The sequence below is a fragment of the Flagellimonas okinawensis genome (assembly GCF_029194005.1).
Taxonomy (GTDB): domain Bacteria; phylum Bacteroidota; class Bacteroidia; order Flavobacteriales; family Flavobacteriaceae; genus Flagellimonas; species Flagellimonas okinawensis.
In genome coordinates this window covers 253,763-280,339 of sequence record NZ_JARFVA010000005.1, presented here as the reverse complement: position 1 = coordinate 280,339, position 26,577 = coordinate 253,763, and the positions used below count along the sequence as shown (strand labels likewise).

The 26,577-nt window shown below is 37.1% G+C and carries 30 protein-coding genes; 26 read left to right on the top strand and 4 right to left on the bottom strand.

Annotation, left to right across the window (positions count from 1 at the left end):
• Positions 1-46: 46 nt before the first annotated feature.
• On the bottom strand, positions 47-1,036 hold the full coding sequence (locus tag PY091_RS14840; protein WP_136567684.1) for an IS110 family RNA-guided transposase: 990 nt from the start codon (positions 1,034-1,036) through the stop codon (positions 47-49).
• A 236-nt stretch (positions 1,037-1,272) separates the two neighbouring features.
• On the opposite strand from PY091_RS14840, the gene PY091_RS14835 reads away from it, so the two are divergent.
• The 4 genes from PY091_RS14835 to PY091_RS14820 all read left to right on the top strand — a co-directional run bounded on the left by PY091_RS14835 (position 1,273) and on the right by PY091_RS14820 (position 3,984).
• On the top strand, positions 1,273-1,569 hold the full coding sequence (locus tag PY091_RS14835; protein ID WP_275650438.1) for a hypothetical protein: 297 nt from the start codon (positions 1,273-1,275) through the stop codon (positions 1,567-1,569).
• Between the two features lie 5 nt (positions 1,570-1,574).
• Positions 1,575-2,138: a hypothetical protein gene (locus PY091_RS14830; protein WP_275650437.1), complete on the top strand. Its 564-nt coding sequence runs from the start codon at positions 1,575-1,577 to the stop codon at positions 2,136-2,138.
• A 161-nt stretch (positions 2,139-2,299) separates the two neighbouring features.
• Positions 2,300-3,040 (top strand): DUF6090 family protein, encoded by a 741-nt coding sequence (locus PY091_RS14825; RefSeq protein WP_275650436.1) that lies wholly within the window; start codon positions 2,300-2,302, stop codon positions 3,038-3,040.
• A gap of 194 nt (positions 3,041-3,234) precedes the next feature.
• Entirely contained in the window at positions 3,235-3,984 is a 750-nt protein-coding gene (locus tag PY091_RS14820; RefSeq protein WP_275650435.1) for a hypothetical protein, read from the top strand.
• A gap of 90 nt (positions 3,985-4,074) precedes the next feature.
• On the opposite strand, the gene istB is transcribed toward PY091_RS14820, so the two are convergent.
• Together istB and istA are read right to left on the bottom strand one after the other, a co-directional pair.
• Complete coding sequence (istB, locus tag PY091_RS14815; protein ID WP_127136784.1) at positions 4,075-4,812, bottom strand: IS21-like element helper ATPase IstB; 738 nt, start codon at positions 4,810-4,812, stop codon at positions 4,075-4,077.
• 24 nt (positions 4,813-4,836) lie between these two features.
• Positions 4,837-6,390 carry an IS21 family transposase gene (gene istA / locus PY091_RS14810; protein ID WP_275650434.1) on the bottom strand — a complete coding sequence of 518 codons (1,554 nt, stop codon included), beginning with the start codon at positions 6,388-6,390 and terminating at the stop codon, positions 4,837-4,839.
• 467 nt (positions 6,391-6,857) lie between these two features.
• Here istA and PY091_RS14805 point away from each other — a divergent pair, with 467 nt between their 5' ends.
• On the top strand, positions 6,858-7,361 hold the full coding sequence (locus PY091_RS14805; protein WP_275650433.1) for a hypothetical protein: 504 nt from the start codon (positions 6,858-6,860) through the stop codon (positions 7,359-7,361).
• A gap of 218 nt (positions 7,362-7,579) precedes the next feature.
• On the opposite strand, the gene PY091_RS14800 is transcribed toward PY091_RS14805, so the two are convergent.
• Complete coding sequence (locus PY091_RS14800) at positions 7,580-8,569, bottom strand: IS110 family RNA-guided transposase (RefSeq protein WP_136567684.1); 990 nt, start codon at positions 8,567-8,569, stop codon at positions 7,580-7,582.
• Positions 8,570-8,806: 237 nt separating this feature from the next.
• Here PY091_RS14800 and PY091_RS14795 point away from each other — a divergent pair, with 237 nt between their 5' ends.
• From PY091_RS14795 to PY091_RS14695, 21 genes are all read left to right on the top strand, one after another.
• Positions 8,807-9,289, top strand: coding sequence for a hypothetical protein (locus tag PY091_RS14795; RefSeq protein WP_275650432.1), 483 nt, complete (start codon positions 8,807-8,809; stop codon positions 9,287-9,289).
• A gap of 205 nt (positions 9,290-9,494) precedes the next feature.
• Complete coding sequence (locus PY091_RS14790) at positions 9,495-10,088, top strand: hypothetical protein (protein ID WP_275650431.1); 594 nt, start codon at positions 9,495-9,497, stop codon at positions 10,086-10,088.
• A gap of 159 nt (positions 10,089-10,247) precedes the next feature.
• On the top strand, positions 10,248-10,568 hold the full coding sequence (locus PY091_RS14785; RefSeq protein ID WP_275650430.1) for a hypothetical protein: 321 nt from the start codon (positions 10,248-10,250) through the stop codon (positions 10,566-10,568).
• A 174-nt stretch (positions 10,569-10,742) separates the two neighbouring features.
• A complete protein-coding gene (locus PY091_RS14780; protein ID WP_275650429.1) occupies positions 10,743-11,279 on the top strand; it encodes a helix-turn-helix domain-containing protein in 537 nt (178 codons plus the stop codon).
• Positions 11,280-11,397: 118 nt separating this feature from the next.
• The gene (locus PY091_RS14775; protein WP_275650428.1) at positions 11,398-13,083 is read left to right on the top strand and encodes a serine hydrolase domain-containing protein; all 1,686 of its coding nucleotides are present in this window, start codon (positions 11,398-11,400) and stop codon (positions 13,081-13,083) included.
• 157 nt (positions 13,084-13,240) lie between these two features.
• Positions 13,241-13,849, top strand: a complete 609-nt coding sequence (locus tag PY091_RS14770) for a hypothetical protein (protein ID WP_275650427.1) — start codon at positions 13,241-13,243, stop codon at positions 13,847-13,849.
• Between the two features lie 74 nt (positions 13,850-13,923).
• On the top strand, positions 13,924-14,538 hold the full coding sequence (locus PY091_RS14765) for a hypothetical protein (protein ID WP_275650426.1): 615 nt from the start codon (positions 13,924-13,926) through the stop codon (positions 14,536-14,538).
• Between the two features lie 604 nt (positions 14,539-15,142).
• On the top strand, positions 15,143-15,322 hold the full coding sequence (locus PY091_RS14760; protein WP_275650425.1) for a hypothetical protein: 180 nt from the start codon (positions 15,143-15,145) through the stop codon (positions 15,320-15,322).
• Between the two features lie 308 nt (positions 15,323-15,630).
• Positions 15,631-16,698, top strand: coding sequence for a ribosome small subunit-dependent GTPase A (rsgA, locus tag PY091_RS14755; RefSeq protein ID WP_275650424.1), 1,068 nt, complete (start codon positions 15,631-15,633; stop codon positions 16,696-16,698).
• Between the two features lie 940 nt (positions 16,699-17,638).
• Positions 17,639-18,319 carry an ABC transporter ATP-binding protein gene (locus PY091_RS14750; protein ID WP_275650423.1) on the top strand — a complete coding sequence of 227 codons (681 nt, stop codon included), beginning with the start codon at positions 17,639-17,641 and terminating at the stop codon, positions 18,317-18,319.
• A 211-nt stretch (positions 18,320-18,530) separates the two neighbouring features.
• Complete coding sequence (locus PY091_RS14745) at positions 18,531-19,139, top strand: hypothetical protein (RefSeq protein ID WP_275650422.1); 609 nt, start codon at positions 18,531-18,533, stop codon at positions 19,137-19,139.
• A gap of 53 nt (positions 19,140-19,192) precedes the next feature.
• Positions 19,193-19,576 carry a cbb3-type cytochrome c oxidase subunit I gene (locus PY091_RS14740; RefSeq protein ID WP_275650421.1) on the top strand — a complete coding sequence of 128 codons (384 nt, stop codon included), beginning with the start codon at positions 19,193-19,195 and terminating at the stop codon, positions 19,574-19,576.
• 66 nt (positions 19,577-19,642) lie between these two features.
• The gene (locus PY091_RS14735) at positions 19,643-20,074 is read left to right on the top strand and encodes a hypothetical protein (RefSeq protein ID WP_275650420.1); all 432 of its coding nucleotides are present in this window, start codon (positions 19,643-19,645) and stop codon (positions 20,072-20,074) included.
• An 81-nt stretch (positions 20,075-20,155) separates the two neighbouring features.
• Positions 20,156-20,698, top strand: coding sequence for a DinB family protein (locus PY091_RS14730; RefSeq protein WP_275650419.1), 543 nt, complete (start codon positions 20,156-20,158; stop codon positions 20,696-20,698).
• Positions 20,699-20,840: 142 nt separating this feature from the next.
• Positions 20,841-21,338: a hypothetical protein gene (locus PY091_RS14725; protein ID WP_275650418.1), complete on the top strand. Its 498-nt coding sequence runs from the start codon at positions 20,841-20,843 to the stop codon at positions 21,336-21,338.
• Between the two features lie 158 nt (positions 21,339-21,496).
• The gene (locus PY091_RS14720) at positions 21,497-22,042 is read left to right on the top strand and encodes a hypothetical protein (protein ID WP_275650417.1); all 546 of its coding nucleotides are present in this window, start codon (positions 21,497-21,499) and stop codon (positions 22,040-22,042) included.
• Between the two features lie 116 nt (positions 22,043-22,158).
• Positions 22,159-22,953 carry a cation efflux transmembrane domain-containing protein gene (locus PY091_RS14715; RefSeq protein WP_275650416.1) on the top strand — a complete coding sequence of 265 codons (795 nt, stop codon included), beginning with the start codon at positions 22,159-22,161 and terminating at the stop codon, positions 22,951-22,953.
• A gap of 630 nt (positions 22,954-23,583) precedes the next feature.
• Positions 23,584-24,234, top strand: coding sequence for an alpha/beta hydrolase (locus PY091_RS14710; RefSeq protein ID WP_275650415.1), 651 nt, complete (start codon positions 23,584-23,586; stop codon positions 24,232-24,234).
• Between the two features lie 249 nt (positions 24,235-24,483).
• Positions 24,484-24,972 carry a YybH family protein gene (locus tag PY091_RS14705; protein ID WP_275650414.1) on the top strand — a complete coding sequence of 163 codons (489 nt, stop codon included), beginning with the start codon at positions 24,484-24,486 and terminating at the stop codon, positions 24,970-24,972.
• A gap of 26 nt (positions 24,973-24,998) precedes the next feature.
• Entirely contained in the window at positions 24,999-25,583 is a 585-nt protein-coding gene (locus PY091_RS14700) for a hypothetical protein (protein WP_275650413.1), read from the top strand.
• A 32-nt stretch (positions 25,584-25,615) separates the two neighbouring features.
• Positions 25,616-26,392, top strand: coding sequence for a gluzincin family metallopeptidase (locus tag PY091_RS14695; RefSeq protein WP_275650412.1), 777 nt, complete (start codon positions 25,616-25,618; stop codon positions 26,390-26,392).
• Positions 26,393-26,577 lie beyond the last annotated feature (185 nt).

Here is a 26,577-nt window from a genome sequence, read left to right as displayed (position 1 = left end):
TCATAGCCGTATTCCAAGATCAAATCCAAACTTATTTCAACCTTTTTCAAGCAGCGAATTTTTGTAAAACCACGTATGGTGTCCCTCTTTTAACCACAGAGAATGCCCTTGCCAAAAGTTTGTTCCTGACATTGTTCAAAGCAACCATCTTAGGCTTCCCTTCCGCTATTTTCCGTTTATAGTACGCCCTGAGTTCCGGATCATGTTGTATCGCCGATATACCGGCCATGCTCAACAAAGTCTTCATCTTCCTGTCCCCTATCCAATGACACTGTTTCCTTTTTCGCAAACTACTGCCGGATTGATGGTCATAGGGAGCCAGGCCACAATAACTCGAAAATTTTCTCCATGAATCGAATTGTCGGAAGTTTTGGGTGTGATAGAGCAGCTGGCACGCCACCACAAAACCAATCCCACGTAAAGAAAGCAACAGTCCGTAATTGCCCGACAATTCCTCATCCTCCCTTAATATCTGATCCATTCTAGCCTCAATGGCCTTGACCTGTTTATCAAGTGAAGCTATCGCCCTCTTGATGGAAATACAGCCTATATCCGTGGAAGGACTCCCCAACAAATGCTCCATCTCCTTTAAGGTGCCCAATAGCCCCGCCCTATTGCGTACCATTTGATCACGAAGGCCCAATAATCTCCCTAACTCCTGATAAACCAAACTCTTTGCCTCGCTCACGGTCAGTTCTTCCCTGCACAACCAGGCATATCTTGCTATGAGCCGGGAATCCACCTTGTCAGTCTTTTCCCTTACCAGACCCAGGGATCTTTTTATCCTCAACGGATTCTCCTCTACATAATCAACACCTTGCCTACTTAAATAGCAAGACAGTTTCAAGGAATAGTTCCCCGTGTTTTCAAAACAGTAAAAAAAGGAGTCCTTTACTTCTTTTCCCACCCAGGACAACATGGAACGATAACCCCTTATGTCGTTCGTAAACACCTTGTGCTTGCCCAATAGATGACAGCTAACGTCTAAAGTCTTCTTTGATACATCGATACCAATGGCTTCTTTGTAATTTTTCATAATTTTAAAATTGACGGTTAAATTATGTTGCAAAAACTATTTCCTTTATTGGGTGCTACAACACCTGGTATTCCAATTGGTTCTATGCAACTTTTAGGAGAAAAGAGGACTGATACGTCTAGTAAGGCTTAACTTAGAGACCGTTTTAGTTCTCCTCTTTCTCTTATTTAATATATAAATTCAAAGTAAAGGAGACCGTTGCCAGTAATTTAAGCACAGCATTAAGAAAATAAAATATGAACTACGAAGAAGCAGTCGACCTAAAGAATAAAAACGAACATTTAATTGGACAAAAGTACAGAGGTGGAACAATTGAGGAATTAATTATACGTCCGACAAATCAAAAAGAATTTGAAGCTTTCTCGAAGTCATATTTGAGAACAATGGACGCTGAATTATCGATTCAACCTTTTATAGGTAATGATTTGACCGTAGATGCTGTTTGTGATAGAGCAAAAATCAGAACTAATAATATTTTCTTTAGGACAGAAATAGGAAACTTATTGGACGAACAATTAGATGTAAAATTTTAAAAATAATGACAGAAACAGAAGCAAGAAATCATTTATACGAACTTTGGCAGAATGGCGAAATCCCAAACAATTTTGACGAAGACCATTCCGATTACGGAAAAGCTGTGAAATTTACCATTAAGCACGGAGAATTTGACTATGAGAAATTTTATGAAAGTATTGCTATTATAAGATTTGGAATTTGGCAAGTGGAATCGGATGCTTTAGTTGGTAAAGGTGGACGAGATTATATTATTGAATGTAGTCGATTTTGGGAAACAAGAGAATATAATGGACATTTAGTTTGGGATTGGTTAATCCACCTTTGCGAAAAAACTTGGATTACTAAAGAAAATGTGAACGATTTAAATACAGCTTTCTTCTTTTGTCAAGACTATTTCAAAGAGAATAAACCAGCAAATCTTCCATACGTGTCGACAGCTCAAACCCTAAACATCCAAAAACAGTTATTGGACATTAGTGAGGAAATGTCGAAAAGGGAAAAAGTTGATGAACGTGGAATAGTTGATATTGACACAGAAGATATGATGAAATACGGAGAACTATTGAACAATATCAAATATTTATAAAAACTACTGGCAACAATGGCTATAATTAATTGCTTGTTCTCGCCTACTTCTGAAAATCCTCGCGGATTTTCAGTTTGGTGTGTACTTGCAAAGTTAAGTGCTAAACCACGCAACTACTCATAGCCCAACCGTTGTGCTTCATTATCAGAAACCGCTAACCAATGATAAAATTCTTTAGAAAAATTAGACAAAATTTACTTTTAGAAGGTAAAACGGTAAACTATTTAAAATATGCTGTTGGAGAAATTGTGCTTGTGGTGATTGGTATTCTCATTGCACTTCAAATCAACAACTTGAACGAAAGGAAAAAAGAAGAAAAATACTTGAATGTAACATATTCACAAATACAAAAAGATTTAAAGGTGGACACCCTGGAAACCTCTCGAATCATAAAAGTTTATATAGAAAAAATAAGTAGGTTGACCGATATAGTTGAACGCAATACCCCTGCTTCTTACTACGATACCATAAATGAAACCAATTATGCTAATTGCGAAAAATGTCTTAATGCGATTGCCTATGCAGACCCTTTTCTAAAGTTGGACAAGGGATATCAATTGTTAAAATCAATTAATACAAACCAAGCCGGTAAGATTGATTCATTATCCTCTAAAATAGATTTCTTCTATAAGACTTTTAGTCCGCAATTAAATGATATAAATGATATTCTGCTTAAAAATGTTAGTGATGAAGTAGATAGATGTCAAAAATACGATTGGTTTGTAGAATGGTCGTATTTGGAACGCAGAAAATATAATAAGGAGTTTGTTAAATATATTTTTGAAAATGAAGAATACCGAACAAGATGTGCCAGAGATTTAATTTACTCTAAATACTATCTCGGGATGCTAAAAGCTTACAAAAAAAATGCTACTGAAATACTGAAATTGTTAGATAAATAATTAAAACAAAACACTATATAAAACATTGAATAACGAAAGCACAACAATGGCTATAAGTAATTGCTTGTTCTCGCCTACTTCTGAAAATCCTCGCGGATTTTCAGTTTGGTGTGTACTTGCAAAGTTAAGTGCCAACCCACGCAACTACTCATAGCCGAAACCGTTGGCATTCATTATAAAAAATCAAACAAGATTTGAGGACTTTAAAAATCATTATTGGATTTCTATTGCTTTGGGGAACGGGAGCTGAATATGTTGCGGCAAGTCGCGAAGCAGGCTCTTGGTACTCGGCTGGAGTTATTGGAGGAGTTATAATTTTACTTTTGGTTTGTACTTGGTTAATCGGAACTGGATTTTCCGCAACTAAATACAAGTTAACCAAGATTCAATTTCTAAAATATTTTGGAATTGCGTTCGGAATTTTCTTTTGCTTCGCTTTCCTTAATGTTGGTCGCAAAATTGTTCCTTCAAATTTCGTCACCGTAAATGGATTAAGAATACCACTTGGCAAGTGTATAGATGGGAATAAAAGACTTATCCCCGATGACAAGCAACGTGAGGAATTTTGTAAATGTTTCGTCGAAAAGTTAACGGACAATACTGAATTAAAAGAAAAATACAAGAGTCGACTTGAAAGTGACAAAATAATTGAGGTTTTCAAAGAGGTTCAACAGGATTCTATCTTCCTAAGTATTGGTTTAGATGATTGTTATGGTCAAAATATGGAATGGACTGAGCGTTTAGCAGATTCTATGCGCAAAAACTGGAAAAATGAACTTGTTGGGACTGAATTTGAAGAAACAAACGATATTGAGAAATATTGTGATTGTCTAATCGATGAATATCAAAAGTACCCCTTTAAAAAGGTAATGGGGGATAACTTTGCAGATAGTCCCGAAGCAATTTCTATTGATGAAAAATGTACTGAACTGTCCAAAAAATAACGAATGCTGGCTATTTCGGAGTGATGGTGCCACCTGTTTCGGTCAAACAGTGCCACTTTGAAAGATCCTTCAATAATACAAAAAAATGTGTCAATCGTTTTTTAAAATTCCTTTTCTTAAGCTTTCCCCTTTTAGGTCCAACCTGTGGGAGGAGTTCACTATCCTGTCCAATATGGCGTCGGCAATTGTGCTTTCCCCGATAATATCGTACCAAGCCGATACGGGTATCTGGGAAGCTATAATGGTGGAAGCCTTGTTGTAACGGTCGTCTATGATATCCATCATGGCCTCCCGGGCATGGTTGTCAAAGCTCTGCAGGCCAAAGTCGTCCAGGATCAACAGGTCGGTTTTCAGGAGCTTGTCCAGTTCCTTTAGATAGGTGCCGTCCACTTTGCAGAGTTTCAGTTTTTTAAGTAATCTTGCCGTATTGGCATATATGGCCCTGTGTTCCATCATACATGCCTGGTGGCCCAGTGCCTGTGCCAGATAGCTCTTGCCCGTTCCCGAGGCCCCTGTGAGGATGATGTTTTCCTTGCGGGCCATAAAATCCAGGGTCCCCAGGCGGGCGAACATGTTCCTGTCCAGGTTGCGCTGTTGGTCATGTTTCACCTCGGCCAGGTTGGCGGACTGTGCGAACCCCGCCTGTTTGAGCAGCCGCTGGATCTTCCTGTTCTGGCGGTCCTCCCATTGGTGGTCCGTGAGCAGGGCCAGGTATTCGTCCGCGGTAATGTCGGGCGAACCGTTGTCCCTTACGTGCTGTTGGTGCAATTGGGCCATGGCGGTAAGGCGCATCTGTTTGAGTTTTTCGATCGTCTGTTCATTGTTCATAATATATCGGATTTAAGTTAATGATCATTGATAAGCGGAGGCGCCACGTATGTTCCCGTGGTCCGGGATGTGGCTCTTGTCCTCTTCCAGGTCCCTGTAGAACAGGGAGCTTTTGTCCAGGTTGTTCTTCAGGATGTTCCTGATGCGCATATAGGTGGCGGCATCCGCCTGAAGGGCCCTTTTACAGGCATTGTCCAGGCGTTGCGAACCGTAGGCCCTATGGAGCTGTATGACCCCCATCGCCCGTTTATATCCTATCTCCGGGTAGTCCCCCTTTGACAGTATCGTCTCCACACAGCCCAGCACATGGTCGCCATGGCGGGCCGCTTTCCTTTTAAAGAACTCCGGGCTCCAGTCGCTATAATATTTATGGGTACTGCCCAGGTGCTCTTTTTTGGTATTATAGCTGCCCTTTTCCGGGTGGCGCCCGTGCAGCGCGATCCGCCGCTGGTGGTAATGGACCTCCACCGTGGAACCCGTATAGTGGATCGTGGTCTCCTTCCCGATATAACGGTAGGGGACGCTGTAATAGCTCTTGTCCGGGGAGAAGTACACATAGCCCATCTTCTGGACCTTTGCCCTGCGATAGTCCTTTAGCTGGTAAGCACTCCCGGGCAGGGGCTTGAGGTATTCCCGTTCCACGGATTGGAACAGTTCCCTGCGACTGGCCTCCTTGCGTTTGAACAATAGACCGTTATAGGCCACCAACAGGCGCTTTATCTCCCGGTTCAGGTCGGCCAGGGAGAAGAACACCATTTCCCTCATCGGGTAATAGATGCGCTGATAGGCAAGGTGCACGGCGTTCTCCACCAGGGCCTTGTCCTGCGGGGAATACCCCCGGGCGGGGTTTATGGCGCAGTTGTAGTGCCGGGCAAAATCCTTGAAGCTCCGGTTGATGTCCGCCTCATATCTGCTCGCCCTTGTCACCGCGGATTTCAGGTTGTCCGATACAATGGCCTTGGGCACGCCACCGTAATAGTTCAGGGCATTGGTGCAACAAGCGATCAGGTCCTCCCGTTTTTGGCTCCTGCAGGCCTCCACGTAGGTATACTGGCTATTGGGAAGGATGGCCACGAACACTTCCACCGGGACCACTTCCCCTGTGTCCCTCTCGACCATATGCAGTTTCTTGCCCGCGAAGTCGATGAACAGTTCCTTGCCGGGGTCGTGCTCGAGCTTCATCGAGCCTTTTATCTTTGCATATTTACGGTGGTAATGTTCCAGGAACTGGGTATAGCCATAGGGATCCTTGGCCGTTCCGACATAATCCCGGTAATGGTGGAGGAAGGTGAAGCCGGGGTGGTTCCTGGCCCTGTTGATTCCCTCGAAACAGCGCATGAGCTCGTCGTAGCGAACATTGTCTATGGTCGTATGGGATGGGAAGAGTGCCTCCAGGGCCCCATTGTCAAGGGCGAGCAATTCCTTAAGGGAGCGGTCGCAGGCCCCGAACAGGCGCATATAGCTGTTCACCGTGTTACGGGATATCCCTAGGGTGGCACCTATCTTGCGGTTGCTCAGCCCATCGAGGTGAAGGGAAATAATCTGTTTTAGGTCCATCGGATCAAGTGTATTGGCCATATCGCTTGTTTTTGAGCGACAAGGTAATTGTTACTTGATCTTTCAAAGTGGCACGGATCGAACCGATATCACTGGCACAAAACGAACCGAAACGGATCGGGCCGCCCGCCAAAAGTGGCACAGATCAAACCGAAATGCCTGGCACTATAACTCCGAAATGGGTGGCACAAAACGAACCGAAGTATCCAAATGCCAACACTGGCTATAATTCATTGTTCCCTCCTTCCCTGAACTAAATTCCCTATTTTTAAGAAAACTATAAACCACGGGAATGCTTTTGTTAAGCGGCATTGGCTCGCTGGAAAATCGCACCGGCCCGCGCCGTCGCTCACCAGCCGCCAGCCACAACGAAATCATAGCCGAGAACCGTTACCCAACATTTGAGAAAACGAACTTTCATATTAATTTTAGGTCTGATTTTATCGTTTGGAGTCTATTCACAAACTTACAACGGACAAATCATTGAATTGACAAAAAACAAGGACGAAATAAAAGTTCCCGATTTCAATTATGCGATAATCTACATAGAAACTGACTTACAAAAAATTGAACAAAAAGAAAGTGGGACAATAATTCCATACCAAACTCTTGTTGAAAAGAACGGGAATTTTAAAATTGACATATCTGAATTAAAAGGCGAAACTCTAACTTTATATTTTAGTTCGGAAAATTACTCTTATGTGATTTTAAAAAATATCCCAAAATCAAAATTATCGGAATTCATAAAAGTAGTTCCGATTGTAAGAAATATTTGGAAACCGACTTGTGGACACGACTGTTTTACTGTGGACAAGAAAAAAACCTATAAAAGAAAAAAAATAACAGTTGACAACGGAAAAAACAAAACCGAATTTGAAAGAAAAATAATTGAACCTAAAATAGATAAAGAAAAAGGATATTTAATTCCTCTTCCATTTATGGACATTTGGCCACCTGACAAAGTCTACTTTTACGAATATAAATTTGAATAAAAAACGTTGGGTAACACTGGCTATAATTCATTGTTCCCTCCTGGCTTAAAGTAAATTCCCTACTTTTAAGAAAACAATTAACCAAAAGGAATGCTTTCGTAACGCGGCTTTGGCTCGCTGGAAAATCGCACCGGCCACCGCCGTCGCTCACCAGCCGCCAGCCACAACGAAATCATAGCCGTATTCCAAGATCAAATCCAAACTTATTTCAACCTTTTTCAAGCAGCGAATTTTTGTAAAACCACGTATGGTGTCCCTCTTTTAACCACAGAGAATGCCCTTGCCAAAAGTTTGTTCCTGACATTGTTCAAAGCAACCATCTTAGGCTTCCCTTCCGCTATTTTCCGTTTATAGTACGCCCTGAGTTCCGGATCATGTTGTATCGCCGATATACCGGCCATGCTCAACAAAGTCTTCATCTTCCTGTCCCCTATCCAATGACACTGTTTCCTTTTTCGCAAACTACTGCCGGATTGATGGTCATAGGGAGCCAGGCCACAATAACTCGAAAATTTTCTCCATGAATCGAATTGTCGGAAGTTTTGGGTGTGATAGAGCAGCTGGCACGCCACCACAAAACCAATCCCACGTAAAGAAAGCAACAGTCCGTAATTGCCCGACAATTCCTCATCCTCCCTTAATATCTGATCCATTCTAGCCTCAATGGCCTTGACCTGTTTATCAAGTGAAGCTATCGCCCTCTTGATGGAAATACAGCCTATATCCGTGGAAGGACTCCCCAACAAATGCTCCATCTCCTTTAAGGTGCCCAATAGCCCCGCCCTATTGCGTACCATTTGATCACGAAGGCCCAATAATCTCCCTAACTCCTGATAAACCAAACTCTTTGCCTCGCTCACGGTCAGTTCTTCCCTGCACAACCAGGCATATCTTGCTATGAGCCGGGAATCCACCTTGTCAGTCTTTTCCCTTACCAGACCCAGGGATCTTTTTATCCTCAACGGATTCTCCTCTACATAATCAACACCTTGCCTACTTAAATAGCAAGACAGTTTCAAGGAATAGTTCCCCGTGTTTTCAAAACAGTAAAAAAAGGAGTCCTTTACTTCTTTTCCCACCCAGGACAACATGGAACGATAACCCCTTATGTCGTTCGTAAACACCTTGTGCTTGCCCAATAGATGACAGCTAACGTCTAAAGTCTTCTTTGATACATCGATACCAATGGCTTCTTTGTAATTTTTCATAATTTTAAAATTGACGGTTAAATTATGTTGCAAAAACTATTTCCTTTATTGGGTGCTACAACACCTGGTATTCCAATTGGTTCTATGCAACTTTTAGGAGAAAAGAGGACTGATACGTCTAGTAAGGCTTAACTTAGAGACCGTTTTAGTTCTCCTCTTTCTCTTATTTAATATATAAATTCAAAGTAAAGGAGACCGTTGTGCATAATGTCCGAAAAACGAAATCTGAATTAAAATTTGAGAAAAAAAGAAACATTTTGGCTAATCGGAACAATAGGTTTCGTTCTGATTATATTAATCGGAGTTTTTGGAATTAACGGACTGAAATCAGACGCAGTTACTGACATAAATGTTCACGACACATATTATCTGATTGGGAATATTCATCTGATTGTTCTGATTGTGTCGCTGACTCTCTTTGGTGTTTACCTAATCCGAATGTTACGGCGGAATTTTAAAAACTTGACCGCAAATCTGATCTTTATGATTTCGGACATAAGCCTGATATTGATTTTTACATTTCTAATCTCATTGGTTAATTCTATCCGAGAAATTCCTGGCTCAACCGAATATCCAACTTTGAGTGGGGGAATTGTGGAAAATGCTGGAAATGGATGGAATAATGCTTATTACATTTTATTAATAATCCAACTGATTTTAATAATTCTGCTAACAATAAGCGGAATAAAAACTGGACTGAATTACAAACGAACTGAATAAAAAAAACACTATGCACAACACTGGCTATAATTCATTGTTCCCTCCTGCCTTGAACTAAATTCCCTACTTTTAAGAAAACTATTAACCACGGGAATGCTTTCGTAACGCGGCTATGGCTCGCTGGAAAATCGCACCGGCCCTCGCCGTCGCTCACCAGCCGCCAGCCACAACGAAATCATAGCCGAGAACCGTTGGCACCAATAATATGAAAACGATAACCACGATATTTTTTCTTATAATTTTTGGCAGTTGCTATTGTCAAGAAAAATCCGACTACGAGATTTACTCAACAATTATTGATAACTATTTTAATCGATTAGATATTAAAAAGAAGTATTCTAAAAACGCGGTTATTATTGATAGATTGGATACATTGACTAACTGGGCATCTGAAGGTTACGAATATGTTGATTATGCGTTGTTTGAGACCAGAATTGATAGTGTGACAAGATATGTTTTAAAGGATATGCTATCTATCTTAAAAGAATCATACATTGATAGTCCCAAAATAGATGCAGATAGCTTAAATTGTTCTATTCAATTATCTGAGATTTATCTTAATGAATTCCACGATTTATTCTCAAAAGATATAAATGAAGGTTGGGAGAGATTTTATAAAACTTATCCAAAATCATTAGGTGCATTTTCGTTTTCCAATATAGTTTATTCAGGTGATTTAGCGATACTTTTTGTTGATTTTAAAAGACACGGTTTATTTGCTAGTGGAGACTTTTATATAATGAAAAAGATAGATGATAAATGGATTATTTATAATCTATTTAATATGTATAAAGCTTAATAAGAATTACTGGTGCCAACAGCCAATATAAAACATAGCGGGGACTGTGCTCTGCAGAGCATTGGTACATTTACTATAAATTATCTGTATCTTGATACAGAATTACTTCTAAATCCGCTACGTTTCATATCGGCAAAACGTTGGCTACAATTTAAAGAAATGAGCGGAATTAAAGTTTCAGAACTGAAAAAGATATTTGAGAAGATAATTGAAAAACTCGAATTCGAATACGGAAACGATTCTGAAATGGAATTGAAAACTATTACTTACAGGTTAATTCCCACAGAAAAGTGGAATAAGTTTGAGAAACCTGAAGATTGGTATTCAGCATCTGAAATTGACCAAGGCGACTTGCAAGACGATGTTATGGAATTAAAAAAAATGATTTCTGATGATGAACGTATTGCCACATTTGTAGATTTTGATAGACTAGCAAGCATCTTGAGAGAAATTAGCCAAATTGAAAACCCAATTGAATAATAAAAAAACTGTAGCCAACACTGGCTATAATTCATTGTTCGCTCTTGTCTTAAACTAAATTCCCTACTTTTAAGATTTCATCCTGCGGCTCTGGCTCAACAGCCGCTGGACAAAACGCAATTATACACGCAACGTTGTATGTCGAACAACCATCCTACAAGTTGACAAATAGATATGTCGAAATTAACGGAATATAGAGAGAAGCAAAACTTAACTCAAGAAGAACTTTCAAAGAAGTCAGGAATCTCTGTAAGAACTATTCAGCGTATAGAATCTGGAATAGACCCCAAAGGTTTTACCTTAAAAGCGTTGGCCAAAACACTGAATATAGATGAAATAAATCTGATCAAACAAAAACCGCTCATAACTGAATCCAGCCAAAAATGGGTGAAAATAATTAACTTATCGTCTTTACTTGTTGTATTTATTCCAGTTCTAAATTTTGCCATACCCCTAATCATTGCTTTGAGCAAAAAGCAATTAAATGTGCTAACAAAACAGATAATTACCATACAAATTCTCTGGACACTATTATGGTTAACAATATTCCTTTTAGGTAATATCATCAATTTAGGTGAACTGGGTAGAGATATTGTTATAGCAATTATGGTGATCCTAGTGCTCGCAAATGCTTTTATTATCCTCAGAAACAGTGCCGAAATAAACAAAAACAACCAACTTTTCTATAGCCCTAAGTTTAGTATTATTTAGCCTGAACCCTATGTTGGCATGCCATTGGCGGCCTAGTGGCGGGTAATTGGCGTGGTCTTTTTTTTTATCGATTTGGTTAGTTATTGACTTTTGCATTTTAATCATGTAAAAGAAAATAATGATGAAAATAAGAGTATGTTTTTTAAGCCTGTTTATTCTTTTATTGCACGTCTTCACTAGTTATGGTCAAACAAATCAAATACAGATCCAAAAAATAGATAGTCTTTTTACTTCTTGGAATTCACCAAATCATCCAGGTGGTGCGGTATTGGTTTCAAAAGACGGAAAAACTATTTTTTCAAAATCCTATGGTTTAGCAAATATTGAATATAACATTCCAAACTCCAACCACACACTTTTTAATATTGGCTCTATATCAAAGCAATTCACAGCTATGGGTATTGTGTTGTTAGAAGAACAAAACAAACTTTCTTTCGATGATGACATTAAAAAATACATTCCTGAATTGCCCAGTTTTGGTGAAACCATAACCATTCGCCATTTATTGCAGCATACAAGTGGAATGAGAGATTTACATGGTTTATTAGGATTAGCTGGCTGGAGAAGCGGAGATCTAGAAACAAATGATGATGTATATAGAATTATTAACAATCAAAAAGAACTCAACTTTAAACCTGGAGAAGAATTTTTATACAGCAATACCGGCTACATTCTTTTGGCTAAAATTATTGAGAATATTAGTCAATTAAAATTTGACCAATGGATGAAGCAAAATATTTTTCATCCATTAGGAATGAAAAACACTTATGTAGAAACTTCTCTTAATAAGATTGTTGCAAATAATGCTACATCTTACTATTTGCGAGAAGAATTTGAAAGAGCTTTGGAATATTGGGGGTACTTCGGTTCTGGAAATATACACTCTACCATAGAGGATTTAAATATTTGGTTGCAAAATTTTAGTACCCCCAAAAATAATTGGGAGACAGCGTTTAAAAAGTTGCTATCCACCACACCACTACATAATGGTTTTGAAACCAATTATGGTTTTGGGGTTCGTATTGAAGAATACTCTGGAAGAAAGGTAATACAACATGGAGGATCTGTAGGTGGTTTTAGAGCGTTAGCAAGAACTTTTCCGGAAGAACAACTTAATATTGTAATTCTAACCAATTATTCAAGAAGTAACATTGGCTCTAAAGCAAACAAGATTTCTGATATTTTATTAAATAAAAAGAATAATTCACTAACAAAAACCGCAACTACATCTACCGAATTACCAGCTAAATTTATCAGGTTAACAAAGCAAAGACTTGAGGAGTTTGAAGGTGTTTACTGGAGTGCTTCTGAGAAATCTGGACGAAAAGTTTATATAAAAAATGATACTTTACAATACTCAAGTTCAGCAGGAAACCAATGGCCATTGTTGCCAATAGGCAAGCATACGTTTATAATGAATCATCCATCTATAAAACCAATGGTAAAATTTGATAGTATAACGCGTCAAATGATTATCACAACTGAAAATAATTTACCCGGAATCTTCACCTTTCTTCAAAGTAACCTGGATATAACAACAAATGGCAATAACATTCTTGTTGGAAAGTATTACAGTCCAGAACTAAAAACCATGTATTCAATTTCTATTGATGACAATTCAAATATTTACCTCGAACATGCAAGGCATGGCATATTAAAACTAGAACAATTATATAACACTATTTTTTCAGGTGATTGGCCAGTAGGTACTGTGGAAATCAAAAAAAACGAAAAAGGAAAAGTTATGGGTTTAAGAATGTCAAATGGTCGCACTCGAAATGTATGGTTTAAAAAAATACGCTAATACTGCCTATAAATAATTACTAATTCACACCTACTTCGGAAAATCCTGACGGATTTTCTATTCGGTTTTAATTTGCTAAATTAGGTTCTTAACACGGCACTAATCACGCAACACCTTTGGTCATTGTTGTCAGTATTTTGACCTGCTCAATATTGAAATGAATCTACAACCCCTAAGAATTGAAGCTGGTTGGACGGTAAAATACAACCAACTATATGAAATTGAACCTGTAGTTGGTTTCGAGGATTATTTTGATGGTTCAAGTTTGTTGATGTTAGAAAATTATAGTCGATTAAAACTCATAGATGTAGAGTGGCGACCAGAAAGAGATTTAAATGGTGAATATGAAGTCCAAGTTGTAAACTTCATAGAAAATTTCAATCCAAAAAATAATGAATTTGACATTGTCCCAGATTGGGAGGATCCATTTTTGACTTTTACGACCAAATCAAGAGTAAAGCTTGTTGAAAAACTAGAGGAATTAATGCGGGTACTTCCTGTCCATAAAGACCCAAGAATAACAAGCAAAAGAGGAATTGTTTCTGAGCCATCGGAAACCTACCGTCTGAAATTGCAAGACTCCGGAATCTCAAATGAGTTGGTAGAAAATATCTTAACAAACGGAAATGCTGAAATTCAGAATTTACTACTCGACCATCGAGATATAACACGAAAAATTATAGAGAGATTTGCAATAAACGGGTTAAACAAAAAAGTAAAAAATAAAGCAAATCAAAAATTGAACAACAAAAGATTTAAAGAATAAAAACAACTGGTAAAAACGGTAATAAGTAATTGCTTGTTCATTGCCGAGACCGTTGTATGTAATATGAAAATAACATGAAAATTAAATTTACACTCTTACTTTTTATTACAGTTTTTATTTCTTGCAAAACCGACCCCAACAAGCAAATTGATGAGGGAAAAATTACAGAAAACATATACCATAGTAAAGAAATTGGTTGGACTATGGAAATCCCAAAGGGATGGGAAGTAACTCACAGGAGTATTTTAGATAAAAGAACCGAAAAAGGTTTAGATGCCATAAATGAAACAGCTGGTATAGAATATGATGTCAGTGGATTAAAGCAACTTTTGAACTTTCAAAAAAACCAATTCAATGCTTTTCAATCAACATCCGAACCCTTTGAGTTAGAATATGAAGGTGAATGGGAAGAAAATAATGCTGGATTAAAAGAGCTTATTTACAATACCTATCTTAATAGAGGAATAAAAACTGATTCGACAGAAACTAGAACAACAAATATCGGTGGACTTGAATTTCAGTTTTACGAATTTACCATTTACAGTCCACAAGGAGAGGTTATTCTTAATCAAATTATGTACAGCCGATTAATAAATGGCTTGGACTTTGGTGTAAACATTAACTACAACAATGAATCTGACAAAAACGAAATGTTAGAGGCTTGGTTAAATTCTAAATTTCAAAAATAAAAAGCGTAACCGTTTAGGCAATAATTCATTGCACCCTCCTACCTTGGATTAAATTCCCTACTTTTAAGAAAAGGAAATGATTTCATCCTGTGGCCCTGGCTCATTAGCTGCAAGCCAGAACGACATCATAGCCGACCGTTTGTAGTACATTGGATAAATGAATTGGATCAAGAACATATCTAAACTATTTATTAGTCTTCTCGTTGTAGTATATTCAACTATTTCGTTTAACTATGAGCCAGTTCATGCGTCTGCCATTGAAATCAACAGAACAGAACTTCTCGTATTAAAAAAAGATGTTTCGTCCGCGGTAGCGTATGACTTCGCAAAAAAATTCCAGTTTTTAAACTACGCGAAAGCGGACATAATTATATTCGATCGGCTTACCCAAACACAACAATTAGGCACTAATTCTTTATTAGAATATAAAATACAGAACAACAATCTTTTAGCATACAAATCAAACCTTCTTAAAGTCGTCTTAAACGATATTATTCAACAAAAATCGCATTGGATTTAGTGTGACTCATTTGTTCGAGTCTCGCATTTGAATTTTAAACTCCCTCGCCTTTTGAGGGAACTTATCAATGTAAATCCATTTAAGATGAAGCTAAAAAAGTTTGTACGCTTTGTAATGCTACTCTTCTTTTTCATCATTGCTGCCATAGTTCCAATTCCTATTTCCTTCCATAAGAAAGATAATTTGCCAACTTATGAAATAGAACAACTAGACAAAAAAAAGGATGAAGACGATGAAAGCGAAGAATATCAAGCATTTTCATAATTAAACAATGTACTATTTCAACATTGATAGTGCATGTCCACAGATTTCCTTTTCGAAAAATTATTACTCTTATTTATTGCCAGTTTTAATTTGTTAACTTAGTGTCCAACCCCTGCAACACAGCATACAGAGACGGCTGTATATCATTTTAAATATGAGCTGAAGACCAAAACAATTATGACAATCATTGCCAAATATTTTGTAATCCTCATCAATAAGAGTGCTATCACCATTTTCAATACTCTTGGGAATCGGAATAATTTACTCCACGGTTTAAATGGAAAGTATTTAATTGAGCTGAATCAAAAATGAAACTGGAAGATTTAGGATATACCAATGAATGGGAAGACCATAGAAAGCAATTAAATCTAGACGCTTTTGATGTTGGGAGAGTAATCGCAGAGCATAAAGAACGATACATCGTAAAAAATGCCCAAAAGGAATTTGATAGCGAAATCATTGGGAACCTAAGATATACTGCAACCAGCAGAACCGACTTTCCAGCTGTTGGGGACTGGGTCGCTTTTTCACAGTACAATGACGACGAAGCGCTCATCCATGCTGTACTTCCGCGAAAAACAGTGATTGAAAGACAAGCTGTTGGCAAAAAGGGAGAAAAACAGCTCATTGCCACCAATATTGACTACGCTTTTATAGTACAGGCCGTTGATAGTGATTTTAACATCAATCGTATTGAACGATATCTTACGATTTGTCATTCATCCAAGGTAAGCCCAATTATTATTTTAAATAAAATTGATCTGATTGAAGCATCTGAATTAAAAGAGATACTCCATAAGGTAAACGAAAGAATTAAAGACATTCCTGTTTTTACCTTAAGCAATGAAACTCTCGAAGGCTTTGAAGCGATTAAGAATAGCATACTAAAAAGTAAAACCTATTGCCTATTGGGGTCATCTGGGGTTGGAAAATCAACCTTGTCCAACTTGTTGTTGAACAAACAAATAATGAAAACAAGCGCCATAAGCAATAGTACCAACAAGGGAAAACATACAACAAGTCATCGAGAGTTACTGGTGTTGGAAAACGGCGGAATAATTATTGACAATCCTGGAATTCGAGAGGTTGGACTTACAGACTCATCCAATGGAATAGAAACTACCTTCGACACAATTACAAATCTTTCTGAACAATGTAAGTTTAAAGATTGTACACATACAACAGAAACAAATTGTGCTGTAATCGATGCTGTTAAAAATGGAGTTATTGATGAAACAACGTATCAAAACTTTCTAAGAATGGGTAGGGAAAAAGAACATTTTGAATCTACAGTTGCCGAAAAACGAAAAAAAGGAAAGGCATTTAAAAAAATGGTCAAAAACATGAAATCAAACCATTCCAAGTATGGCAACTAAGGGCAACATAGTATTTGAAAAAAGCTGATGAAAAAATATTTTGTTCTTCAATATAAAATGCTCAATCGAAAAATGATTGCGTTTGGAATACCACTTTTGTTAGGGTATTCGCTTATTCCATTAGCGTTCTTTTTTCTCTCTAAAAGTCTTTTCTCAAAAACAGAATTCGCAGGATACCTTTATGTTTTTTTGGCCCTTGGTATTATTTCCAAAACAAGCGAACCGAAGAAAAATGACTTTCTAAAATCCATTTTCAGTCAACGGAAATACTTAATTGTAAGAAGCGTTGAAAACTTTATTTGGAGCATTCCTTTTTTAACATTTTTGTTGTACAAAGAACAGGTTGCGTTTGCATTGGCGTTGGTCTTATTATCTACATTTATGGCATTGTTCAACTTTCGAGCTAACACTAATTTCACTTTACCAACACCTTTTGGTAGACAACCGTTCGAATTTACTGTAGGATTTAGAAAAACGTATTTCATTTTTCCGATTGCCTATTTTTTAACCTTTATGTCAATATCGGTGAACAACTTTAATCTTGGTATTTTTTCCATGATTTTGGTTGTGTTGGTTTGTATTTCCTATTACACAAAACCGGAGAACGAATATTTTATATGGAACTTTAATCTGTCACCAAAAGACTTTTTAATACAAAAAATAAAAACCGCTATAACCTATTATACATGGCTGTGCCTGCCAATAATCATTGGACTGTCTATATTTTTCATTGATGATATTTTATTCTTGATCGGCTTCTTCCTATTGTCCTATGTCTATTTAATAACCACTATATTGGCTAAGTATTCGGCTTATCCCTACGAAATGAATGTACCGCAGGGCATTTTAATAGCAGTAAGTTTAATTTTCCCACCCATCTTGATTGGCGTAATTCCCTTTTTTTATGCTCAATCTGTCAAAAAACTAAATTCGCTCCTACATGATTCAAATTAAAAATTTGACCAAAAAATATGGACAAAAGACGGTTTTAAATTCCATCAACATCAAGTTCGAAAAAGGAAAAGTTTACGGAATCGTTGGAGAAAATGGAGCAGGAAAAACTACACTGTTTAGATGTATTGCGGGGCTCGAAAAATACACGGGAGAAATATTGTCGGATTTTGAAATCTTAAAAAACAGGCTAGGACTTTTACTGACCGACCCCTTCTTCTTTTCCAAAATTACAGGTAGAGAATACATCCAACTACTTGCTAACGCCCGACAAATACAATTAAACGATATTGAATCGAAGAATCTTTTCAATTTACCATTAGACCAATACGCTTCAACCTATTCTACCGGGATGAAAAAGAAATTGGCATTGACTGCCATTCTACTGCAAGAAAACCAGGTTTTTGTATTGGACGAGCCTTTCAATGGTGTAGACATTCAAAGTAATCTGGTTATAACTGAATTGATCAAAAAGTTAAAAGCTACCGAAAAGACAGTATTGATTTCATCTCACATCTTCTCTACTTTGGCAGAAACATGTGATGAGATATTCTTGATAAAGAACGGTGAAATACTCAGAAAAGTAAATCAAAAGGACTTCTCAGATCTGGAAGCGGAAATGAAAGAATTTTCGATAGGAGATCGAATAAATAAATTAGAACTGAAGTAGTATTTGTTGGTATAAACGGCTCTAATTCATTGTTCCCTCCTACCTTGAACTAAATTCCCTACTTTTAAGAAAACTACTAACCAAAAGGAATGATTTTGTGCTACAGCACTGATTCGTTGGGAGAAGATATCAACCAAGATCGTCACTTTATAGCTTTCAGCCTTAACGATATCATGGTGGACAGTTTTAGTACATATTAACAAACATCAATATGAGGTTAAACTTTGCAAAATATTTAATCATAACATTTCTTTTGGCAAGTTGCAGAAATCAGGAAAAGGCAACTCAAGAATATGGGCTTAAAATCAAAGGGGCGAATGATTTAAATGTGGCGGTTCACATGTCTGATTTTGATAATTATAAAATTTTTCTGGATCGCCTTAATGAAATTGTCTGCTCAGATAGTATACCAAAAATTGTTTTAGAAACAGAAAACAAAATTCGCAATATCTATCCTATTGTATATTGTGAAACACCTCTAGTTCATCCAATATTTAAAAACACCTTTTTTATTCGAAGAGATAGTATTGTCAAAAATGAACGAAAAGTTAAATTTTCGGAATTAAGTATACTAATGAAGGAGAACTTTGAAAATATGGGGGAGAAAGCGGATTTTGCTGAAAGTCCTGAGAAAGTTTTATTCATTTTTGAATTCTACAGAAATACAGGAGTTGACGGAATTGAAAGATACCTAGAAATAATAACAAAATCTTATGATTCATTGAACACTAAAGAGGATTTGAAAATTACTTTTTGGCCAAAAATTGATGTTATCATTGAACTTGAAGATGGCGAATTGAAGTATGATAAAATCGAATGAATAAACGCATCACAAAACCACAGCTAATTTTTTTACTCCCTATTCCAATAATTATGTTATTTGGAATCTTGAGCGAAGATGCGGTTTTGGACATCAATGTTCACGATACCTATTATGTGATTACCTATTTACATTTGGCTATACTGCTTTCTGTATTTTTTTTAATGATCGGAGTCGTCTACTGGGTCATGCATAAAGAGAATGGACCACTATCAAGATGGCTTACTTGGATACATATTGCATTGACATTTGGAGGACCAATAGTAATCTGGGTTCTATCCCAATTTTATAGGACAGGAATTATGGAACATGGATTCAACAGTAATCTGACCATAATTATAAATCTGATTCTATTACTGGCAATTATTGGACAAATACTATTCCCGCTAAATATTATTTACGGGATAACAAAAAAGAAAAACAAAACCAGGAGCTAACCAAAAAAATCAAGAACTTAATACCTGAAAATAATGGATATACAAACTGTTAGCGCCCTTTGAACAATGAACGAATCTGAAATCAAAACTGTATTGGAGTTGGAGGAATGGTTAAAAGAAAATTGCTTTTCCCTCCTTAGCTACAGCATAAATGGAAACTTCATTTATGAAGGTTTCGGACTGGAGAACAATGGTGGACTTTTTCAATGGTATTACACAGAAAGAGGTGAAAAAAAGGTATTGGAATACTTTGCTACCGAAAAAGATGCTGTACAGTATGCCCTAAAAACAATTAAAGCAGACAAACACGCAAAGCGTAATTTTTTAGGAATGTATAAAGCTGACAGTGAAGTTAAATCCATCCTTCTGGAACTGAAAAAGCGTGAAATTGAATATTGGACCGATAGAATCCCGTATGGCGGACTAGATGATTGGCGAACAAGAATCTTCGTAATCGGTTGCGGTATTAAAAAAGCAAAGGATTTGATAAAAAAATGAGCTGAAACCATATACATCACAGCGCAAAATTCCCTGTGTATTATGCAACCAGAATATAACATCTTAAAGAATTACAACATCATGAAAAACATAATCCTCCTGACTTCGATTATTCTGATTTCTTGCCAATTCAATTCACTTTGGGCCCAAGAGAACGTCTTTATCAAAGAGTACGTGGAGCGTCTGGAAACTTCAAAAAAATATATGATTCTTGTTGCCGAAACTATGCCGGAAGACAACTATGAATTTAAAGCAACACCGGAATCCATGAGTTTTGCTGAGCACTTGATGCATATTGGATGGGCCATGGATTGGCACAGTCAATCATTAATGGGTGGACGCGAAGCCAGGGATTGGAATACCGATACGGAACTCAAAGTGGACAATAAATCAAAAAAAGAAATGATTGACAAAATCAGTGAAACCTTTGATAAAACCATTGCCTTTATTTCAAATTTTGACCAGAATCGCCTTGGTGAAAGATTGGACTATTTTGGAGCGGATAGAACCAAGAGACAAATTTTGTTGCTACTGGCCGACCATATCACCCATCACAGAGCGCAAATGCTCGTTTATATGCGATTAAATGGACTAAAACCACCGAGATATGTACTTTTCCAATAGTACAAAAGAGAATATAACTTGGTAAGGACGTTCCGAACCTTAACAAAAAAGACTTAATTTAAAAGTGTGAAAAACAACCGACCAAACAATTATGTCCGCTAATAATGCTACTAAACCAATCCTTAACGTAAACCACCTAAAAATGAAAAAAAAGTACGCCCTTGCAACAGGTCTTTTACTCTTAACCCTATGCCTAGGTAATATTTCTGCCAAAGCTCAAAGCAAAACAGGTCAATTTGGTGATGTATTGCCACCCGAATTAAATTCTGAAATATTCTTTGGAATAAGCTTGGCCGATTTTAAAAACGTAAATGGGAGTAACCTTAAACTAGAAAGCGAACGCAATGATGATTTTAGGCTAATTTACACGCAGCCAAACTATTCTCCGGACATTACCTACATTGTTTATTACTTTAACAATGAACAGCATAAACCATTTTATGAGACAATTATAAATTATCGATACGAAGAACAAGCTAAAAAGGCGGGTACTAGGCTTTTTGGGCAGCCCAACTACAATAAAACCGAATGGAGAATTAAGATGGCAGGTATGCCTGAGATTTGGAGTTGGATTTATAAGACAAAACTGGTAATAGTGGCCAAAATCCCCGGTAGTGAATGGTATAATGAATGGAATTAGTATGATTACCCAGATGTTATAACTTTCCATTCCAACCAAAATAAACAATCAAAGAAATCACGGTATAACCATTGGCTTGATCAATAATGAGTCCGCAGCGCTTAAGAATTTTTCAAAAAAAGAAAGGGTTTTATATGTATCCCTATCAATGGTTCGGGGTGTTTTTTACATTGATTCTCGTTGGTACGGCTTACTATTTTTATCAATTCGGTGAATATGATATCCGAAAACACTTGTTTAAAATTGGAGTTGTTTTGTTAATGTACTGGATAGGGTTTGAGATTTATAATTATTTCAGATATCAGAAAGAACGAGGTGAATACAAAGGCGAGCTCATATTTTATAAGGACAAAATACAAGTGGGTTCAAATGAATTTCTCATTACCAAAATTTCAAAAATAGATTTTGTCATGGCCTCTGACATTCGTGGTAGACACATTTGGGGAGATCCATACCGCTTGGGTCCACAAAAGTCTAATGGGCTTGGTAACAAATTTATTTTAAAGCTGAACAATGGAGAGGTTATAAGTGACAACTTTCTACAAACGGAAGGGCAGCGACTTAAACTTTTTAAACACATTTTAATCCATTATTATAAGGTTGGAATACTTGATTGGCTGCAGTTAATTGCCATTCTTGGTATTAAGGACTTTCAAAAAATTCAACAGTTTAAAAATGAAGTTGAAGACCTATCTGAAAATTGAAGTTCAACCATTGTATTCAATAATTTATCCATTCCTAACCTTACTGTTAACTGTTTTATGGAACTTTACATTTTAAGTAGGATTGATTTTGGTCCGAAATCCAAACAATTGTATAAATGAACAAATCTATATTTGAGATAACAAAAATGGATTGCCCTTCTGAGGAAAATCTAATCCGAATGAAATTGAGCGGGATTTCGGATATCGCGAATTTGGATTTTGATATTCCAAATCGAAAACTGACCGTTTTCCATAATGGACCAATTGATGAAATTGAAAAATCCATTCTGGAATTAAACTTGGGCGGCAAGAAAATTTCTAGCGAACAAACCGATCAAACGGATTTTAATGACGACTCCGACCAGAAAAAACTACTCCTAACAGTTCTTGCAATAAACTTTGCTTTTTTTCTAATTGAGATGACAACAGGTTTAATCTCAAAATCAATGGGGTTGGTTGCTGACAGTTTGGATATGCTTGCCGATAGTTTTGTTTACGGAATTAGTTTGTTAGCAGTCGGTGGATCGTTGAGCAAAAAAAAGCAGATAGCAAAGCTTGCCGGTTATTTTCAAATAACTTTGGCAATTATCGGTTTTGTGGAAGTATTGCGGCGATTTTTTGGCCATGAGAATCTTCCGGATTTTTCCACCATGATCATCGTTTCAATTTTTGCCCTTATCGCAAATGGATTCTGTCTTTATATTTTACAAAAATCAAAAAGCAAAAAAGAGGCTCACATGAAAGCAAGTATGATTTTTACTTCAAATGATGTGATCATCAACTTGGGAGTCATCATTGCAGGCTTGTTGGTAAACTGGTTGAATTCCAGTAAACCGGATTTAATTATTGGAACAATAGTGTTTATTCTTGTAATTCAGGGTGCATTTAGAATTTTAAAACTGAGTAAATAAATTAAAGTACCCCGCTCCTCCACTAATAACAGTGTCCTGCACGGATTGCGAATTCAGTTAAATCACATGTACTTCATAATTCATGCACAACTACTCTTAGTTAGAACCATTATATTAGTAAAGTTGAAATTAACCGATAATGGAAAAACTTATTAGTTTCCAAAGAGCGACAAAATTGAGTAGAGACATCTTCATCCTTCTGGCTTTATTTCATTTTTTGGTAATAATCGGGATTGTATTTTTCAACTATGTTCCCAGTGATTTTCTTTGGGGCGGACAAATACAGGCAAAAGAGGAATTTTTAAAATTTGAAATTATCTCCATGTTAATTGCTGTTTTTTGTGTGTTCATCGTGTTAATAAGGTCCGAATCCATAAAAATACCCGCTCTATTGGTTTTTTCACGTGTTGTGCTATGGTTGCTATTTGCTTTATTTCTCTTTAATACCATTGGCAACATACTAGCAAAAACAACCTTTGAAAAGCTATTTGTAATCGTGACATTACCCATATCGTTTTTATGTTTAAGAATGGCACTGGAACCAATTCACAACACATGACATCTTACTTTATTTAGCGCGAACACTTCCCAAATATGTGGGTGAAAATGATAAATCCATTCAAATTTCAAATGAAGAAATCAACAATAATCCTGTTCCATCTTTTATTGATAATCATACAAGCTGGATGCAGTCAACCCAAAACTTCTAATGCCAAAGTAGAGGACCGTTTTGTAATTACATCCGATATTTTAAATGAGGATAGAACCTGCCTTTTACGTCTGCCCGATTCGTACCATGATTCATCCAGAATAAGTAAAAAGTACCCGGTGATTATTCTTTTGGATGGGAATACGTTTTTAAAAACCACCGAAGGAGTTGTACATTTTATGAGTTCGGACATCAACCGGAACAATTTAATGCCGGAAAGCATTATCGTGGCAATAGCCAACGTGGACCGCGAACGTGACTTTACCGTAACCAAGTTAAAGACCAAACGTCCAAATACTATGGGAGGCGGTAAAAAGTTCCTGGATTTTATTCAAAAAGAACTGGTGCCCTTTATAGACTATAATTATAGAACCCTTCCGTCCAGAACGCTAATTGGACACTCTTTGGGTGGATTGCTTACCCTGAATTCCTATATGGACCCCAATAGCATTTTTGATGCATATATCGCAATTGACCCAAGTATTTGGTGGGATGAGGAAACTATGAAGAACAAGGTGGACTCCATAAAACCTGCCTCATTTCATAAAAAAAATATATATCGCCACCGCTAACCAAGGCGAATCAAATTATGAAAGGAATAAAAAGAGACATGATGACTTCTATTCCTTGCTAACGAACAAAGTGCAGGGCATGAATAACGTCCAACTGGAATATTTTGAACATGAAAATCACAGGTCAGTCCCATTGCCAGCATTATACCACGGTTTAAAATTCTTGAACAATCACAACCAATAAAATCGGCAGGGCATTGATATCACATTTTTTAGAAGTAAATTAGGATTCTAATAATTTGAATAGCAATGAAGTATATACTCACATCAATTTTCTTCTTAGGAATAATTTTATGCAGTTCTTGTAAAGATAAAGCACCAAAAAACACCGAAATTGAACAGCACACAGAGGCTTTTGTTGGTATCATGGAAAAACATCTGAATGCCGTGACCAATCGTGATTTACCCACTTTGCAGAGCACCATGCATCCTGGAGGGAAAATGCAATTGATACTTCCCGGAATGGAGATAATTCATGGAGTGGATGGGTTTATGGAGTATCACAAAGATTGGTTTAGCGATGAAAATTGGACATTTGATACCAAAATCCTCAATACCGATGTTGGAGAACAATTCGGAATGGCCATAACGGAAATTGTATATCGGGAACCGGAACGGGATGGAGCTCCCTATTTTAATAGAATGATCGTTAGTTATGTTTTAGAGCATGTAAATGGCAACTGGTATATTATTAAGGACCATGCCAGTTCAATCGAAAAATCCACCGATCAACAATAAACATCTAGCCATCCAACTTTTAAAGTATGAAGTATTGTCCCGGAACAATTAAACTAATATTCATTCCATTTTTTTGCTTTTTGATGGGTTGCCATGGAGAACCTCGGGATAAGGCCGACCAAATAAGAGCATTCTATCAAGGATTTCAAAACTCGGATTATACTCAAATTAAATCCACCATTTCGGATAGTCTTGCCATTACAGAAGGGGATTATGTAATGCGCTTTACACCAAAAAGTTATTATGAACAATTTAAATGGGATTCCATTTTTGAACCTCACTACACCATAATCTCAATAAATGAGGTGAAAAACGCATACGAGGCCACCGTTGCCGTGGAATCCAAACGATTTGATTTTTTAAAAAACAACCCATTGACCTGTACTCATCGGTTCAATTTTAAATCGGACAAAATCAACATGATTGAAAATTTGGACTGTAGCAATGCCAATTGGCAAATTTGGCAACAGCAAAGGGATTCTCTAGTTACTTGGATTAAAAAATATCACCCTGAACTTGATGGTTTTGTACACGATCTTAGCATGAAAGGTGCCCAGAATTACCTCAAGGCCATTGAATTATATAAGAATCATAAGGATACCATCCAATGAACACCTTAAAATTACTTGTGGTCTCTTTTTGTATGATAGTATTAACCGCATGCCATAGGCAAAATAAGGTCGATGAAAATCAGGGTGATGATTGGACCCAAGTGGGTCAAGTTGAGCGATTAATCAACAACATAAATTTTACGTTTCCCGACAGTGGATTTGCCTTTGAAAATAAAGAAGCCTTGGTACAAGAAACTTTTGATGCCTTGCAAGCTAACCAAGAGTTAATAGGGTTCAAAGAGTTTAACGACACCATTTATGTAAGATTTTTACGATCAAGGGACGAAATGTTTCCAATTAGCGCCACTACGGCCAGTGGCAATGCCTGGCCCCATATAAAAACACTTTATGTAGTAGCAAACAAAAACTCCAGACCTCCCATAAAACATGAACTCATGCATTTAATGTCCTTGTTGGAATGGGGATATCCCCCGGCCTCATCTACTTGGATGAATGAAGGGTTGGGCAGTTTGGCAGAGAATAATTGTAGTGGTTGGACCGTAGAAGAAATATACAGGCATTTTATGCACACCAATGAATTGATTTCAATGGATTTACTGGTTACCGATTTTTACAAACAACCTGAAATGTTCGCCTATCATCAGTCTGGTTATATGGTAGCATACCTATTGAGCCATTACAGCATAGAACAATTCGAACAACTATGGAAAAATGGGTTTGATGCTTTTGAGAATATTTATCAAGAACCATTTGAATCGATTTTGTTTAAATTAGAAGAAGATTTAAAAAAGAGGATTCCCGACCCCCCTAATATTGAATCCGATACCTTTTTTAGACCTTGTGAATAACACCTCAATGTAAATCCGTATGATTACCATCCATAGACCCATACAATCCGGAACTGGAACCCAGCATTTCCACATTTACGCAGACGGCAATAAAATTTGTGAAATCGGAAACGGCCAAAAAATACAAGTTGATCTACCACCGGGGGAATATATGATCAAAGGCAAAGTAATGTGGTTTGGATCCA